This window comes from Paracoccus yibinensis, from assembly GCF_030846195.1.
GTDB lineage: Bacteria > Pseudomonadota > Alphaproteobacteria > Rhodobacterales > Rhodobacteraceae > Paracoccus > Paracoccus yibinensis.
In genome coordinates, this window is the sequence record NZ_JAVCWH010000009.1 from 29,723 (window position 1) to 45,391 (window position 15,669).

The following is a 15,669-nucleotide window of genomic DNA, read 5'->3' on the forward strand; positions in this document are numbered from 1 at the left end:
AGGCTAGAGTTTCGAGGACCAACGAATGGCCGCTGCAACCGACACAATCCGCTATCACATCACGGGCATGGACTGTGCGTCCTGCGCCGCCAAGATCGAGGGCGCGGCTCGCAAGGTTGAAGGCGTTGGCGATGTGAAGGTATCGATTGCCTCGCAGATCATGACGCTCAATGTCGATGATCCACAGGCGCGGCTTCCTGTTGTTGAGCAGGCGGTAACAAGCCTGGGTTATCAGCTTGACCGCATTGGCCAGCCCAAGGTGGCCGGGGCGGAGGCTGATGAGGATGACGACAAGATCCCTGACCTGTCTCACGTTACCCCCGCCTACAAGCGCGCACTCTGGATCGTCGTCCTGCTTAATGTCGGCTATGGCGTGATCGAGATCATCGGTAGCTTTCTGTCGGGTTCGCAGGCCCTACAGGCGGACGCGCTCGATTTCGTAGGCGACGGCCTGATTTCCTTCCTCGGCCTTATCGCAGTGGGCTGGGGTCTCGCGGCTCGCGCCAAGGCGGCCCTGCTGCAAGGTGTGTTCCTGGGCCTTCTCGGGCTTGGCGTGATCGGCTCGACGCTCTACCGCGTCTTTGTCGAGCATCAGCCGGAAACCTTCCTGATGGGCGGCTTTGCAGTCGTGGCCTTCATCGTCAATGTGGCTGCCGCCCTGGTGCTGCTGCCGCACCGCAAGGGCGATGCCAATATGCGCGCTGTCTGGCTGTTCTCGCGCAACGATGCGATTGGCAACCTTGCTGTGGTCGTCGCGGCCGTCCTCGTCTGGGCGCTCGGCTCACCCTGGCCGGATCTTCTGGTGGCGTTCGCCGTGGCGGGCCTGTTCCTGCAATCGGCGTGGGCGATCATCCGGGATGCGCGCTCTGACCTCAAACAGGCGGGCCGTGCATGAAAATGGTTTGGCCTATACTCATCATTGCCTTTGGAGCCGCGCTTGATCTTGCAGCAAAGCTATGGGCGCGCGCCTCCCTCGAACCCTATGGCGCAGCGACCGAATTTCTGCCCTTTGTCGCGCTGCGTCTGACCTTCAACCATGGGGTTTCGTTCAGCCTGCTTTCGTTCGAGGGTGAAGCTGCGCGACTCACAGTGCTGCTCGCTACGGCCGCGCTGACAGCGGCTTTCGCGCTCTGGGCTTTTAGATCGGAAGGCTTAGAGCGCATCGCCGGCTCTTTCGTCGTGGCAGGGGCGCTTGCCAATGTCATTGACCGTGCAGTGTATGGAACAGTGACCGACTATCTCGATCTGCACTTTGGGGCATGGCACCCCTTTGTGTTCAATCTTGCAGATGTATGGATCACGGCCGGGGCCATCTTGCTGTTTTTCTGCCAATTCGGCCGGAAGCAAAGCAGCGTTGCCGTGAGGAACTGATCTAAAACCACGTAAATCGTGCCCTTAATGCTCTCGCCGTGCGGCCCGCTCCAACTCCCATTCGCGCGCTTATGCGGGACGTCGGCTAGCAAGATGTTCCATCATATGCAGTCTACCAGTGCTGCGGAATAGACTCATGCTCCTCAGGGGAACGTAGACAAGCGTCTGAGCTTTGGTCCAGGCCGCGAAGATCATCAGCAGTAGCAATGCAAGAGGGGTTAATCACAGCGCTTGTGGATTGCTGAGGAGCGGCTCCGCGTGCATTTGTTTGTCGGCACCCTCGGCTACTCGCGCCGAATGCATATCCGTCCGTCGCTCCGCGAGCGGCAGATGGACTGGTTCGAGGGTATGGAGGAGACCTTTCTGCGCTTTAGAGGTGTGCCGACCCAGATCCTGTTTGACAACGCCAAGGCCTTGGTTGAGCACCATGACGCGGCGACACGCGAGGTCCGGTTCAACGGCCGGCTTCACGCTTTTGCCCGCTACTGGGGCTTCAAGCCGAAGGCCTGCGCTCCCTATCGAGCCCGCACAAAGGGTAAGGATGAACGTGGCGTTGGTTATGTGAAGCACAATGCGATCGCCGGCCGGCGCTTCCCGTCCTGGGGCGCGTTTGTTGCCCATCTCGACCGGTGGAATCGAGAGGTTGCCGATCAGCGTGTGCATGGCACAACCGGCGAATTGCCGATCGTGCGGTTTGCCGATGAGGCCGGTGCGCTTCGCCCCTTGGGCGGCCGTGCTCCGTTCGGTCAGTTGCGCGACCTGATCCGCAAGGTTCGTCCCGACTGCGCAATCGACCTTGATACCAACAGCTACTCGGTGCCCTGGCGCCTGGTTGGCGAGACCGTGCAGGTCATGGTCCTTGCGGGCCGTGTGATCGTGCGCCACGCCGGCGATGTGGTGGCCGATCATCCGGTCTGCGAGAGCCGCCACCAGCGGATCACCGACAAGGCGCATCTGATCGGGCTGATTGGTGGCGGGCCAATCCAGGAGGAAGCGCCGAGTGTCCAGACACCTGCCTTGCTGCGCCCGCTTGCCGAATATGAAGCGGTTGTCGGAGGAGGCTGGTGATGACAGCGGTCGATCACGAAACGCTGGTGGCAATGCTCGACCGGCTCAAGCTCACGGCAATCCGGGACCAGCTTGATACCCTGCTGGATGAAGCTGCACGGTCTGACATGACCTTGCGTGAGGCCCTGGCCTTTCTGGTTCAGCGCGAGATCGCCCGGCGCGACGAGCGGCGCATCTCCATGGCAAGCAAGCTCGCCCAGTTTCCGTTCGTGCGTGAACTCGCGGGCTTTGAGTTTGAAGCGCAGCCTTCCTTGGATCCGGGACAGATCCGCGAACTCGCAACTTGCCGGTGGATCGCGCATGGCGACACGACACTGCTTCTGGGGCCACCGGGGACCGGGAAAACGCATCTGGCGGTCGCCCTGGGACGAGAAGCAATCCGGCAGAACCATTCGGTGCAGTTTGTGACTGCGGCCACCCTCGTGGCAATGTTGGCCAAGGGTCATGACGACGGCCTTCTTGAAAAGCAGCTGACGCAACTCAGCCGGCCCAAGCTCCTGATCATTGACGAGTTGGGCTATCTGCCCTTCGAGGCCAACGCCGCCCATCTGTTCTTCCAACTGGTATCGCGCCGTTACGAGAAAGGCTCGATCCTGATCACGTCGAACCGTTCCGTCGGCGAGTGGGGCAGTGTGTTTGGCGACCCTGTGGTTGCAACGGCAATCCTTGACAGGCTGCTGCATCATTCAACGGTGATCACCATCCGCGGTGACAGCTACCGACTTCGCGAAAAGCGCAGGTCTGGTCTCCTGCAGAAGGCCGGGCCTGCGTTTGAAACCGACAAGGCCAACTATTCATGAAAGGGGGTCAATTCTTCATTTCGCCAAAAGGGTCAAATCTTCAGTTCGTTTGACAGGCGGAATGCGTTTGCCGTGTGATGGCTAGTCTATGCACTGGTGGGAGTTCGCCCTGTCCCGAGTTGGGCCTTAGCCGCCACTCAAGTCTGCCTGGATAAAGCGTACCCGGTCACCTTTCTGACGTTGGGCAGTGCCTGCGGTTCAATTGAACCCCGGTCAGGCAAACCCCAATGTTGCTGCCGACAGAACAAGGTAGCGCCCAATCTTTGCCACGCTGACGAGGAGCAGGAACGCCAAGAAGGGCTCGCGCAGCACTCCTGCAACGATCGTTAGCGGGTCGCCGATAATCGGCATCCAAGCCAGCAGTAGCGACCATCTGCCGTAGTGGCGATACCAGCCCTCTGCTCGTGTCAAAGAGGCCGGGCTCACCGGAAACCAGCGTCGGGATCGCAACCGTTCGATCCCTCGTCCAAGAAACCAGTTGACTATAGAGCCCAGCACATTGCCGACGCTCGCAACGGTCAACACCAGCCATGGCGGGTGGTCGGTCAGCAGAAGGCCAACTACCAGGATTTCGGATTGCGCGGGGAGCAATGTTGCTGCGGTGAAGGCTGCCACAAACAGGCCACCATAAACGGCAAGATCAATCATGATCCCCCATCAGGCGCGCCGGGCCGACCACTGCCGATGCAGGTCGTCGATGGGGAGGCCGAACTCCATCGACATCACGTCGAAGCTGCACAGCTTGACGCATTGACTGAAGACCCCCCAATGTCGAAAGGGATCCCGTTGTAACGCTCCGCCATGCCCTCCACCTTGGAGGGGCAACGAACAGGATCACCGCCCGCAGATCGACAAGGCGGCGGATGAGCCAGGGACAGGCAATGCGGTCGATCTTTAGCCGGGTGCGCGTGACCCAGACCATGCGTCCCTGCGCATCTCTGGTTGGCAGGGTCACAGGCAGCCCCTTCTATCGTTCTTCCCCACTCAGGCGGCTCGCTCGACTTCGATCGTCAGATGTGAGAGGTCGTGGATATGCGAGAGCTTGGCGCGATAAGCAGCGGGCTCCAACGGCTCACTAGACCGGATTGCGACGATTGCGCCTTGGTGACCCGGGCCAAGTTGCCAGACATGCAGATCGGTCACCTGATCCGACCCTGTTTCCAATGCCGAGCGGATTTCTTCTGGTAAATCCTCTTCCTCCGGCACGTAGTCAAGCAGGACCCGGCCTGTGTCGCGGATCAGCCCCCAGGACCAGCGTGCGATCACTGCCGCGCCGACAATGCCCATCATGGGGTCCAGCCAGTTCCATCCATACATGCTGCCAAGTGTCAGTGCCGCGATCGCCAGCACAGAGGTCAAAGCATCGGCCAAGACGTGCAGATAGGCGGCACGCAGATTGTTGTCGGTCGCGTGACCATGGTGATGGCCATGCCCATGCTCATGATGCCCATGTCCATGATGGTGCCCGTGGCCATGATGGTGATGGCCGTGATCATCGCGCAGCAGCCAAGCGCAAAGAAGATTAACGAACAACCCAATCACCGCCACGGCAATGGCCTGCTGGAAGCTGATGGCAATCGGGCTGTAGAACCGCATCAGGCTTTCCCAGCCGATCAGCAGGGCGATCAGCGCCAGCACGACCGCACTCGCGAACCCCGCCAGATCCCCCATCTTGCCCGTGCCGAAGGTGAAGCGGGCATTGCGGGCGTTGCGCCGAGCATAGCGGTAAGCGAGCGCGGCAATCAGCATCGCTCCGGCATGGGTCGACATGTGCCAGCCGTCGGCAATCAGCGCCATCGAGCCAAAGATGCTGCCGGCGGTAATCTCGACCACCATCATCGCGGCCGTGATGGCAATGACCAGCCAGGTCCGGCGTTCGTTCCGCTCGTGATTGTCGCCGAGGTAGACATGCTCGTGCGGACTGTCCAGGCGCGATGGATGGATGTTCATTTGAGATAGGTCCTGATGATGTCGATCAATTCGCCTGCGGCCTCTCCGCGCACGGCATCCTCGTCCCGGTCCGGGTTCGAGACATGTTCGCGAATATGGTCCTCGATCAGCTCCGCCGTCAGGCCGCCGACCGCACCGCGGATGGAAGCAACCAGGTTCAGGACCTCGCCACAGGGCGCATCAGCCTCCAGGGATCGCTCGACAGCCTCAATTTGCCCTTTGAGGCGGCGGACGCGAGCCAGGAGTTTGGCTTTATGCTTTGCTGTATGACTCATACAATAGGGGGATACCCTATTTCAGGATGAGCGCAAGACTGTTTTCTGGGTTGCAGAAAGGCTTGGCGGTGTCGCAACGGCGAAACCTGGAGAGCGGATGGAATTTCCCCTGAGAAATCCTCTTTCGGACAGACCAACACCTCTACCAGTTGACGCGCCCATTCTTCCGGTGTCGGCGGGACTCGTTGAACCACCGCTTCTCGCTTGCCGATCATGAGGATCACGCTTTACCAGAAGGGCGATCTTCTTAAGCTTGGGAGAGCAGGCTGAAAAAGGTCAGCCCGCTTTCGTAAGACTTACTGCACTTCGTTTAGTGCGGCCTGGCAGGACTCGGCGCAGCGATTGCAGGACTTGGCACAGATGCGGCAGTGCTCGTGCATTTCCGCGTGCTGTTCGCACTCCTGAGCACATTTCTGACAAGCCAGCGCGCAGGCTTGGATGGCTGCCCGAAGAACCTCCACATTCGAGCCCGTGCGGCGCGAGGCCATGGCGCCGGTTGCGGCGCAGATATCGGCACAGTCAAGGTTCAGTCGAATGCACTGGCGAAGCTGATCGACCATCGGCTCGGCAAGGCAGGCGTCGGCGCAGGCTATGCAGGTCTGGGCGCAGCTGTAGCATTCCTCGATGCATTTCAGCAGGTTTTCCGCCGTGTTCCCCTGAACGTCAGGATGGGTACTGATCATGTCTCGAACATGCATGGTCTTTCTCCTTGCGGGTGGCAGGACCCTCCCAACATACAGGTGGGGGGTATTGTTCCCAGCTATTAGCGCGGCCGCGTAGCTACTCTTACCGACAAACCTTTCCGAAAACCTCGACAAGCTCTCGGAACTTCTGCCGCTGCACTTCCGTGTCTTGAGACATGATGGCTTCGTCTACACAGCCGTCTGCATGGTCCTGAAGGATCAGCAGTTCCACTTGCGAGAGCGCTGATCGGACCGCCATTGCCTGGTTCAAGATGTCGATGCAGTAGCGGTCTTCTTCAATCATGCGGGCTATGCCGCGAACCTGGCCTTCAAGACGAGCGAGCCGGTTGAGGGCTGCCTGCTTCCGATCCTTCATTCTCTCGCCATCCTTGCTGCTCTCACCCTGAACCTCAGGAATTTGGGAGAAGTTCCGACGGAACAATGGCCACAGCTTTTGGTTGGGGGGGCACAACCATACCCCCAAGGGTACCTCTCGAAGCCACTCGTCGCCCTCATGACCAGCAGAGCATGCACGAGGAGGACGCACATGAAGAAGCCGCTCGTTATCGGCCTGATCAGCGGGATCATCGGGACGATACTGCTGGCCATTATTGTCTGGCTGATCGTCGTTTACACGGGCACCTACAACGTGGCGGCCACAGATCCTCATCAGGATGCAGTCCGATGGAGCTTTGAGACGACGCTTCACCGCTCGGTGGCCCAGCGGGCTGAGGCCGTGGTGCTGCCCGAGGAAGTTTCGGAGGATCTCCTTTCTCAAGGTGCAAGCCACTATGCAGAAAGCTGTGCGCACTGCCATGGGGATCTCGGCCAGGAGCCTGCGGTCTGGTCTCAGGGAATGCGGCCCGAGCCGCCGCATTTGGTCGAGGCGGCAACCGAGTGGAGCACCGAAGAAATCCACTGGATCGTGACGAACGGCATCAAGATGTCCGGGATGCCGGCCTTTGGACCTCATCACACCCTGCAGGAGATCGCCGGCATCGCAGCCATCGTCAGCATGCTCCCCGGCCTGTCGGCGCAGGACTACCAGTCGCTAACCGGCAACCAGACGTCCGCCGACGAAGCTGCCGGCTCCGGACACCATTGACTTCAACAAGCAGGAGACGAACTTGTCCTATATTCGCTTCGGCCTGATGATCCTCACCTCGACGGTGGTGATGTTCATCCTGATGTATCTGAACACATACGCTTGGGAGCACGTCTTCTTTTCGGAAACGCGCACCTACATGGCGATTATGATGGGTGCCGCGATGGCGATCATCATGCTGGCCTACATGCTGGGGATGTATTCCAACAGGGCGCTCAACATCGCGATCTTCGCCGGATCGGTGATTGTCTTTGCGCTTTCCCTCTGGCTCGTTCGCAGCCAGGTCACCGTGTTGGGCACAAGCTACATGCGTGCAATGATCCCGCACCATTCGATCGCCATCATGACGTCGGAGCGCGCGCAGATCCGCGATCCGCGCGTCCGCAAGCTTGCCGATGAGATCATCGAGGCGCAGCGGCGCGAAATCGCGGAGATGCGGTACCTCATCGGGGAAGTGTCAGAGGGCAACACCGTGGAGAACATCTACCGCGACCCGCCGGCCGAGCCGGGCACCGTGGAGGATGCGCTGGCCAACACGCTGATCTCCACCCTTGATCTTGCGCCCATGCCGGAAGCCGAAGCCGACCGGGTGCTTACAGCCGCTGACCGCTGCACCTTCAACCGCAGTCCGGAAGCCGATCCCGTCCTATGGGCTGCCGAGGACGGCAGCGGGGCGGCCATGAAGCTGAACGGCGTGCTTGTCAGTCTGGAAGCAAACGGCGACCCGCAGTCCGGCGCTGTAGAATTCTCGGCACCGGGCACAACCATCTCGGTGCTGTCGCTCGGCAACGAGGCGGACTGGCGCCAGAATGCCGAACTCGTCTTCCGGCTCGATCAGGGGTTCGAGGTCGGCTACCGCGGCTTTTACAGGTGCGGAGCAAGCTGACGACTGGAAAACCCGAATAGTACAGGAACGACGCTCACCTTGGTATTGGACACGATAGACCGGGCGAGAAGGGAACACCTAATCAACAAAAGAGCGGGTGTTTTTGTCCTATCAACATGGGAGCGGTAGGATTTTCTCGTCCTTCGCAATCTGACGTAGCACCGAAAGAGGGATTGCACCATTCAAGACGGTCCGACCAATCACAAGGCCAGGTGTGCCGAGAAAGCCGAAGAGATCGGCCAAAGCACGCGTTTGATCAAGTTCGGCCTGAACCTCGGGTGAGGCCATATCCGTCGCAAGCTGTTCGACATCCAGGCCAAGGTCAGACGCCACACGCAATATCGAAGACTGGTTGGCGACGAGCGGCGTTCGCATGAAGCGGCGCCGTAGGTCCTGCTGCTTGCCTTGCCGTGCGGCCGCGACCGAAGCGCGGGCGGCAAGTTCAGATGCCGGCCCAAAAATTGGAAGCTCATGCTGCACCAGTCGATAGGCGGCGCGGTCATCAGCCAGTAAGTCATCCAGATCCTGTTCAAGCGCACGGCAGAAGGGGCAGCGAAACTCGCTGAAATAAGCAATCGGAACGACACCGCTCGGAAGGTCGGTGCCAAAGAGGGCGGGGCAGGGGTCTGCGCGCATGGCCTCCATCCGCGCATGGCGCGCCTCAGCATCATCCGAGGGTCCGTCAAGGCCAATCAGCGCAATGGATGCGGAGGACGTTTGCCCCTCGGACTTCAGGCGCCGGAAGGGCGGCACGTCTTCGATCTCGACATAAGCAAGGCCGCGGCCTGTCAACTGCTCCCAGGGAAGCGCACGCAATCCATAGATTGCAGCGACAATGCCCCCAAAAACGAATACATCACGTCGCCGGATCGTCATGTCACAGCCACCTGAACTCCGGGCAGGACCCGCTCGTCGATCCGGATAGCACAGTCGTTCAGCACCTCCATGCCGCCGTTATGCACCGGTCGCCTAATCGTCCAAGGCTCAAGCCCGCCATGGACGGGGCAATAGGAAACCCTTCCCGTCACGGCAGAGGCAAAGCGCCTGCGCCCCGAGCGGTTTTCCGGGACCAACGGGCACGTCATCGCTGAGCTGCCCATGGCGTTGAAGTCGACACCGGAACAGGTTGTGATGCGAAAGCATTCTATGATCCGCAGAAAATAACTATTCTGAGTCCCGCGTCGCCTAGCCATCATTTTTACTGGCTTGAATAGCCTGAATTCGCCTGGGCCAAGTTGACTTGATGAACGCAAGTATGGTGCCAATGTCGTCATCGCTCAGGATCGAGCCAAAAGCAGGCATGCCGGATGTCATGCTCACCCCCATGTCATCTATGACTGCCTGACCTCCCCGGCGGATATAATCTTCCAGCATAGCGTCGTCGTGATGCCAGGTATGGCCATACCTGTCGTGCGGCGGGGCAGGAAGAATGCCGTTTTCATCCGCAATCTGCCAGTCGGGCTGCCCTTCGAGCTGGGCACCGTGGCATACTGCACAGTGTTCGGAATAAAGTTGAGCCCCCCGTTGCAGATCGACTGTCTTGCCATAACCCCACACCACCCAACCGCCTCCGGTAGCAAAGCCGACGACAAGCAGGCATATCGCCCATTTTGGGATGGCAGGCAGATAGCTTCGTCTCATGCGTGTCAAATTGTGCCCATTTGCGCAAAGATCAACCTTGAAAGCTGTTGTTGGAACGCCGCCCTGAACCTCCGTGCGGGCAGTTCCCATCTTGTCAGACACCGGCAAGCTCAAGAGAGATCATGCGTTTTCACATTCCCAACACGAGCTGTGGCGGCTGTGCAAGGAGGCTTCTAGAACACCGTCACCTGCGTTCCGACTTCTGCCACCTCGTAGAGCCGAGTAATATGTTCATTATACAGGCCATAGCAGCCATTGGAGGATTTCCGACCGATTTTCCGCGTGTCATGAGTGCCATGAATCAAGTAGGCTGGCCATGATAGGTAAAGACCATACGGTCCTAAAGGATTGCTTGGATCTCCGCCTTCTACTCGCTGCGGCAGATTGGGATCCTTTTCCCGCATGCTAGGCGTTGGTGTCCAAGGCGGATTTTTTGCTTTTCTGACAATTTCAGTTTTGCCCCGGCGGGTTAGATCTTCAGTGACAGGGATAGAGCACGGGAAAGCCAGGTTGATTGATTCATCACCCGACCAGTAATGCACTGCACGCGAAGTCACATCTGCAAGGATCACTCCTTTACCCAAACTCGGGTAAAACTCGCTCCAGTGTCTCGCGCGAAACGACGACTGATTGCGCCGGGGATCCGCAGTTGGATCGACCTGATAGGCACTGAGATCGGGCGCACCACCGGATGGGCGCGCGCCATAGAGAGGCTGCCCAGTATTAGGGTCAGAACCCTGCGCCAGAAGGGCGCCGCCTGGCAGAACCGCCGCTGTGGCCAGAAGGCCACCTAGAAAACGGCGTCGGTCGCTACCTGTATCTTTCGGAATCATTTACTGCCTCGTTCTTTCTGATAATCTTATTCAGTAATTACAAAATGGTACCCGCTCCCGGGCATTTGGCCAAGGAGACGAAATGCCGCGTAGATCAAGATCATGTGCGTTCCAGCTGCGACCCCTGCTGTTGACAGCTGTCGAGCTTGTGCGCTGCGCTGTCGAGTGCAAGGAAGGCTCCAATAAGGCAAACCAGACAAGGAGACGTAAATGAAAAACAAATTCCTCATCATCTTGGCAGTGGTCCTGATCAATGCCGGTTGTACAGATATGACAGCCAGGACAGAGGTCGGATCCGATAATCTTCCCGCAGACCTCGTCGCACTGGTTGCCCCGGGGCAGGACGTTGCATCGGCCCGTCTTCTCCCAGAAGATAATTGCTATTGGTACGAGCATCATGGGCAGGTGGAAACAACACTTCTTCCGCTGACCACGACCGAGGGCCGTCCAATTTGCATGCAGTCGCAAACCTGAAGCTAGTCGGGTGTATGGCCAAGCCGCAATCAGCAAAGGTGTGGCCTAGCTCCGCGCAGTTACACTTTCCGCGACCGAATAGAGAAACGCAGTGGAGCCGATTTCCACCTTTGAATAGAGATCGTTGATATGCGCCATCACCATCCGCACGCAGCCAGAACTGGCGCTGGTGCCGATGCTTCTGGGAAAGGGGGTTCCGTGGATGCGTAAGTAAGTATCCTTGCGGCCGACATAGAGGTAGAGAGCTCGTGAGCCGAGGGCATTTTCGGGACCGGGCTCCATTCCCCCTTCGAACTGCGCATAGATCTCCGGCTCCCGATTGATCATGTTCTGCGTTGGCGTCCAATGAGGCCATTCGACCTTTCGCTCAATCGTATAAACCCCTGGTTCGTAGAGATCCCCTCGTCCGATGGCTACGCCATAGCGCATCGCAGTTCCCCCAGCCTCAATGTGGTAAAGATACTTCGCCACAGCATCCACATGGATGTCACCCGGTACCAAGCCGTCATTGGCCCTTACCCTTTGGGGTAAGAAACGTGGGTGCAAACCCCACGGATTGGACGTGCCCGGATTGTAACCGGCAGGCGTAATCTGTGCGTCCCAAGCAGCCTTTTGTTCTTCAGTCGGCCATGATGCCGCAAACGAAGGACCGGAGATAGTTGCCGAGAACAGCGCCATGCTTGTGGAAATGAAGTGTCGTCTTGTCAACATTTGTTACGCTCCTATTATTGTCTAGTGTCCTTCCGACCCATGCTTTCAACGCACCTGCTCAGCCCGCCATTCTGAAGTTTTGAGATCAAATCCGCTTGTGCTATCGCCAATGCGATTCAAGGTCGGCGGCCTGCCGCAGGCTATTGACTGACAGCACCAAGCTTCTTCGTACCAATGCCGTTTCGCTCAGGGGCAACGATGCGAACCAAGGAGACGTGAGCTGCAGGTGCAAAACTGTCACGCGCATTCGCAGAAAGCCATGAGCATAGTACGGCCGCAGCCCTGTATAACGGAACAGGGGCCGGGAGGGCTAATCTCGCTGTTTTGGTCATGCATAGATCATCACAGGAGTGCGGAGCTGCAGCATAGCGTAGACATCTTCGATCTCCTTATCGGTGAATGCGATACAGCCAACTGTCCAATCCCGATTTTTCGGCGCCAGCTTTCGGCCCTCTGGGCCACGGCCGTGGAACATGATGTCGCCGCCCGCATCGCGGCCGAACTGTGCGGCATAAGCCTTGTCCCGCTCATTTGGGTAGGAAATGCCCACAGACAGATGATAACGGCTGCGCGGGTTGAAGCGGTCCACAAAGTAAAGCCCTTCGGGAGTCTTCCCGTCCCCCTCGAACTGTTTGTGACCGACAGGCTGGATGCCCAGGCCAACATCATACGACTTCAGGACGGTCTTTCCGCTGAGCAGGTGCATTCTGCGTTGTGCCTTCTGGACCACCACCTGTGTAACAGGAGGGCCGAAGTAATGTTTGAACTCAGGAACGTCACCCGGGCGGTTGGACGATCCAGACCTTCCGCATGCGGCAAGAGCGGCAATCATCCCCAGGGAAAGGTGGCGGCGGCTAAAATTGGACATTGAGGTATATTCTTCAAAAGATTCAGAAAACTATGCAGCGGGGTAATGCGTGAAGACTTCGCTTGTCCCGTTCTTGCGAATAAGCACAACATCATAGGCCTCGCGTTCGCTTTCGGGTCCCATACCGGGTGAGCCGTATGGCATCCCAGGAACGGCTAGGCCGATGGCGTCAGGCCGGTCTTCCAGCAAGCGGCGGATGTCGGCCACCGGCACATGGCCTTCGAGCATGTAGCCCCCAATCCGTGCCGTATGGCAGGAAGCCATCGCCTCCGGGATGCCGTTGTCGGATTTGTAACGCATCAGCGCAGTTCCGGCGCTGAGCTCAATCGTGACCGCGAAACCTGCGGCTTCGACAATCTCGATCCAGGCCGCGCAGCACCCGCAGTTGGGGTCTTTCACCACAAGCATCTGATTGTCGATGCCGCGCGCTCTTGCCGGAAGGGCGGATAGGGCGAGCAACCCCGCGCCCGAAGTCAGGATTGTTCGGCGTGAAAGGTTCTCAAGGGTCATTTCATGTCCTTTCCAAGGTGGACGACTGGCTCAGAGCGCGACCCGCCTGAGCCGGAGGGCATTCGCGATGACGGAGACTGACGACAGGCTCATCGCCGCTGCTGCGATCATCGGCGACAGCAGCATGCCGGTCAGGGGATAAAGCAGTCCCGCCGCGATTGGCACACCGGCGGCGTTGTAGACGAACGCGAAGAACAGGTTCTGCTTGATGTTGCGTAGCGTGGCCTTGGCCAGGCGCCGGGCGCGGACTACGCCCATGAGATCCCCTCCGAGCAGCGTCAAGCCAGCGCTTTCGACCGCGACATCCGCCCCGGTGCCCATGGCGATGCCGACATCGGCGGCGGCAAGGGCAGGGGCGTCGTTTACGCCGTCGCCTGCCATGGCCACCACAGCACCATCCTTGCGCAAGGCATCGATGAGGTTCTTCTTGTCCTCGGGCAGGACGCCGGCGCGCACCTCATCGATGCCCAGCTTGGCGGCGACGGCCTCGGCGGTTCGCTGGTTGTCGCCCGTGGCCATGATGACACGCAGCCCAAGCTGGTGAAGGGTCCGGATCGCCTCGGCGGTCGAGGCCTTGATTGGGTCGGCAACGGCGACAATCCCGGCAAGCCGGCCGTCAACGGCAACGAACATGGCGGTCTTGCCTTCGCTGCGCAGTGCGTCGGCTCGTGCCTCGGCCAAGGCAGAGTCCAGTCCGAGGACCGCCATCATGGCCGCGTTCCCCAAGGCCGCGGTCCGCCCTTGGACTGTACCCTGCACCCCCTTGCCGGTAATGGCCTCGAAATCAGCGGCAGACTGCATCTTTACTCCACGCAACGCCGCGCCCTCGACAATGGCTTCGGCCAGCGGATGTTCAGACCCGCGCTCCAGGGCCGCAGCCACGGCAAGCAGTTCCTCTTCGCCCATGTCACCCAGGCTGATGACATCGGTGAGCTTTGGCCGCCCCTCGGTCAGGGTGCCGGTCTTGTCCACGATCAACGTATCGACCGCCGCCATACGCTCCAGAGCTTCCGCATCCTTGATCAGGACGCCCGCCTGTGCCCCGCGACCGGCCGCCGTGGTGATCGAGATCGGTGTGGCCAGACCAAGCGCGCAAGGGCAGGCGATGATCAGCACCGACACGGCGGCCGCGACCGCAAAGACCAGGGCTGGATCCGGTCCCCAGACCAGCCAAGCCACGAAGGACAGGACGGCAATGGCCACCACCGTTGGAACGAACACCGAGGACACCCTGTCGGCCAGTCCTTGGATCGGGGCGCGCGACCGCCGGGCGTTTGAAACCATCTCGACGATCTGCGCCAGGACGGTATCGGCGCCCACGCGCCGCGCCTCGATTACAAGGCTGCCGTTCTTGTTGATCGTGCCGCCCGTGACCGGATCGTCGGGGCCTTTCTCGACAGGAACCGGTTCACCGGTGATCATGCTTTCGTCCACGGAGGACCGACCGTCGATCACCGTGGCATCCACTGGCACACTGTCGCCGGGCCGCACGCGCAATCGGTCTCCTTCCATGACATTTTCCAGCGGGGCGTCGTATTCGGTCTCGTCGTCCAGAACCCGGCGCGCGGTCTTCGGGGCCAAGTCCAGAAGCGCCCGGATCGCATCGCCCGTGCGTTCGCGCGCCCGCAGTTCCAGCACCTGGCCCACGAAAATCAGCGCCACGATCACGACCGCGGCCTCGAAGTAGGTACCGACGCCGTGGCCCATCCGGTATTCTTCGGGGAAAAGCCCAGGTAGGAAGGTGGCGACGATGGAATACAGATAGGCCGCACCGACCCCGAGCGAGATCAGTGTCCACATGTTGGGCGAGCGGTTCTTGATCGACTCCCAGCCTCGTCGGAAAAACGGCGCGGCGGCCCATAGGACGATCGGCGTGGCCAGAGCGAACTCGATATAGGACGCCAGGCGATGTCCAATCCAATCCCGGACCGGAAGGTTGACCAGTTCGCCCATGGTGAGGACGATCAGGGGAATGGCCGCAGCGGCGCTGATCCACATCCGCCGGGTGAATTCCGCCAGTTCGGGGCTAGGGCCGCCGGTCGGCAGCATTGGCTCCAGGGCCATGCCGCAGATCGGGCAGTTTCCGGGGGCATCGCGGACGATCTGCGGATGCATCGGGCAGGTCCATGTCGTGCCGGTGGGCTGTGCGGCCTTGCGGCCCTGGGCGCGGCCACTGGCATAGAACCAGGGGTCCTCCTTGAAGGAAGCTTCGCATTTCGTCGAACAGAAGTGAAACGTCTTGCCGCCGAATTGGGCCTTGCGCGTCTCGGGGCCGACCGCGACGGTCATGCCGCAGACAGGGTCGATGGCGGTCAGCGCACCGTCCGGAATTGCCGCTGCGCTATGGTGCTGGTGTTCCATATCGGTCTTTCCTTGGTCTAGGGCGCGCGTTCCGGTCTCAATGTCATGGCGAAACCCTTGCGTGGTTCCCGCCTGGCAGGAACGGAAAATAGCAAGAAACGCCGGTGTGGCCGCGCGATCGGAACCGCGCGGC

The 15,669-nt window shown here is 59.9% G+C and carries 19 protein-coding genes and 1 pseudogene; 7 read left to right on the forward strand and 13 right to left on the reverse strand.

The features are described from left to right. Positions 1-25: 25 nt before the first annotated feature. From RAH32_RS16040 to istB, 4 genes and pseudogenes are all read left to right on the forward strand, one after another. Positions 26-895, forward strand: coding sequence for a cation diffusion facilitator family transporter (locus RAH32_RS16040; RefSeq protein ID WP_306609181.1), 870 nt, complete (start codon positions 26-28; stop codon positions 893-895). Next, on the forward strand, positions 892-1,371 hold the full coding sequence (gene lspA / locus RAH32_RS16045) for a signal peptidase II (RefSeq protein ID WP_103174200.1): 480 nt from the start codon (positions 892-894) through the stop codon (positions 1,369-1,371). Before RAH32_RS16040 ends, lspA begins: the two co-directional genes overlap by 4 nt. A 228-nt stretch (positions 1,372-1,599) precedes the next feature. Further along, positions 1,600-2,439 (forward strand): annotated as a pseudogene (gene istA, locus RAH32_RS16050) (IS21 family transposase); the annotation flags it as partial. Continuing rightward, a complete protein-coding gene (gene istB, locus RAH32_RS16055) occupies positions 2,439-3,239 on the forward strand; it encodes an IS21-like element helper ATPase IstB (protein ID WP_103174199.1) in 801 nt (266 codons plus the stop codon). The pseudogene istA and the gene istB, both read left to right, overlap by 1 nt. A 213-nt stretch (positions 3,240-3,452) precedes the next feature. Here istB and RAH32_RS16060 read toward each other — a convergent pair whose 3' ends face one another. The 6 genes from RAH32_RS16060 to RAH32_RS16080 all read right to left on the reverse strand — a co-directional run bounded on the left by RAH32_RS16060 (position 3,453) and on the right by RAH32_RS16080 (position 6,523). After that, positions 3,453-3,887, reverse strand: coding sequence for a YqaA family protein (locus RAH32_RS16060; protein ID WP_103174198.1), 435 nt, complete (start codon positions 3,885-3,887; stop codon positions 3,453-3,455). Further along, on the reverse strand, positions 3,880-4,161 hold the full coding sequence (locus RAH32_RS21565; protein WP_239986120.1) for a chromate resistance protein ChrB domain-containing protein: 282 nt from the start codon (positions 4,159-4,161) through the stop codon (positions 3,880-3,882). The genes RAH32_RS16060 and RAH32_RS21565 overlap by 8 nt, the downstream gene beginning before the upstream one ends. Positions 4,162-4,223: 62 nt before the next feature. Further along, complete coding sequence (dmeF, locus tag RAH32_RS16065; protein ID WP_103174197.1) at positions 4,224-5,189, reverse strand: CDF family Co(II)/Ni(II) efflux transporter DmeF; 966 nt, start codon at positions 5,187-5,189, stop codon at positions 4,224-4,226. Further along, entirely contained in the window at positions 5,186-5,464 is a 279-nt protein-coding gene (locus tag RAH32_RS16070; protein WP_103174196.1) for a metal/formaldehyde-sensitive transcriptional repressor, read from the reverse strand. Before RAH32_RS16070 ends, dmeF begins: the two co-directional genes overlap by 4 nt. Positions 5,465-5,760: 296 nt before the next feature. Further along, positions 5,761-6,162, reverse strand: a complete 402-nt coding sequence (locus tag RAH32_RS16075) for a four-helix bundle copper-binding protein (RefSeq protein ID WP_103174195.1) — start codon at positions 6,160-6,162, stop codon at positions 5,761-5,763. A gap of 88 nt (positions 6,163-6,250) precedes the next feature. After that, entirely contained in the window at positions 6,251-6,523 is a 273-nt protein-coding gene (locus RAH32_RS16080) for a metal-sensitive transcriptional regulator (RefSeq protein ID WP_103174205.1), read from the reverse strand. Positions 6,524-6,694: 171 nt separating this feature from the next. Between RAH32_RS16080 and RAH32_RS16085 the strand changes: the two genes are divergently transcribed. Together RAH32_RS16085 and RAH32_RS16090 are read left to right on the forward strand one after the other, a co-directional pair. Further along, a complete protein-coding gene (locus tag RAH32_RS16085; RefSeq protein WP_158248033.1) occupies positions 6,695-7,252 on the forward strand; it encodes a c-type cytochrome in 558 nt (185 codons plus the stop codon). Positions 7,253-7,274: 22 nt separating this feature from the next. Next, positions 7,275-8,138, forward strand: coding sequence for a DUF305 domain-containing protein (locus RAH32_RS16090; protein WP_103174193.1), 864 nt, complete (start codon positions 7,275-7,277; stop codon positions 8,136-8,138). 111 nt (positions 8,139-8,249) lie between these two features. Here the strand turns inward: RAH32_RS16090 and RAH32_RS16095 are convergent, their stop codons facing one another. The 3 genes from RAH32_RS16095 to RAH32_RS16105 form a co-directional block, all read right to left on the reverse strand. Continuing rightward, the gene (locus tag RAH32_RS16095) at positions 8,250-9,014 is read right to left on the reverse strand and encodes a DsbA family protein (RefSeq protein ID WP_103174192.1); all 765 of its coding nucleotides are present in this window, start codon (positions 9,012-9,014) and stop codon (positions 8,250-8,252) included. Positions 9,015-9,323: 309 nt separating this feature from the next. Further along, complete coding sequence (locus tag RAH32_RS16100) at positions 9,324-9,893, reverse strand: c-type cytochrome (RefSeq protein WP_306609191.1); 570 nt, start codon at positions 9,891-9,893, stop codon at positions 9,324-9,326. A gap of 59 nt (positions 9,894-9,952) precedes the next feature. Then, entirely contained in the window at positions 9,953-10,612 is a 660-nt protein-coding gene (locus tag RAH32_RS16105; RefSeq protein WP_103174190.1) for a L,D-transpeptidase, read from the reverse strand. Between the two features lie 210 nt (positions 10,613-10,822). On the opposite strand from RAH32_RS16105, the gene RAH32_RS16110 reads away from it, so the two are divergent. Further along, positions 10,823-11,086 (forward strand): hypothetical protein, encoded by a 264-nt coding sequence (locus RAH32_RS16110; protein WP_103174189.1) that lies wholly within the window; start codon positions 10,823-10,825, stop codon positions 11,084-11,086. A gap of 45 nt (positions 11,087-11,131) precedes the next feature. On the opposite strand, the gene RAH32_RS16115 is transcribed toward RAH32_RS16110, so the two are convergent. The 4 genes from RAH32_RS16115 to RAH32_RS16130 all read right to left on the reverse strand — a co-directional run bounded on the left by RAH32_RS16115 (position 11,132) and on the right by RAH32_RS16130 (position 15,536). Continuing rightward, the gene (locus RAH32_RS16115) at positions 11,132-11,797 is read right to left on the reverse strand and encodes a L,D-transpeptidase (RefSeq protein WP_103174188.1); all 666 of its coding nucleotides are present in this window, start codon (positions 11,795-11,797) and stop codon (positions 11,132-11,134) included. Between the two features lie 328 nt (positions 11,798-12,125). Continuing rightward, positions 12,126-12,665, reverse strand: coding sequence for a L,D-transpeptidase family protein (locus RAH32_RS16120; RefSeq protein ID WP_103174187.1), 540 nt, complete (start codon positions 12,663-12,665; stop codon positions 12,126-12,128). Between the two features lie 30 nt (positions 12,666-12,695). After that, complete coding sequence (locus RAH32_RS16125; protein WP_103174186.1) at positions 12,696-13,175, reverse strand: DUF411 domain-containing protein; 480 nt, start codon at positions 13,173-13,175, stop codon at positions 12,696-12,698. Between the two features lie 30 nt (positions 13,176-13,205). Next, positions 13,206-15,536 carry a heavy metal translocating P-type ATPase gene (locus tag RAH32_RS16130; RefSeq protein ID WP_103174185.1) on the reverse strand — a complete coding sequence of 777 codons (2,331 nt, stop codon included), beginning with the start codon at positions 15,534-15,536 and terminating at the stop codon, positions 13,206-13,208. Positions 15,537-15,669 lie beyond the last annotated feature (133 nt).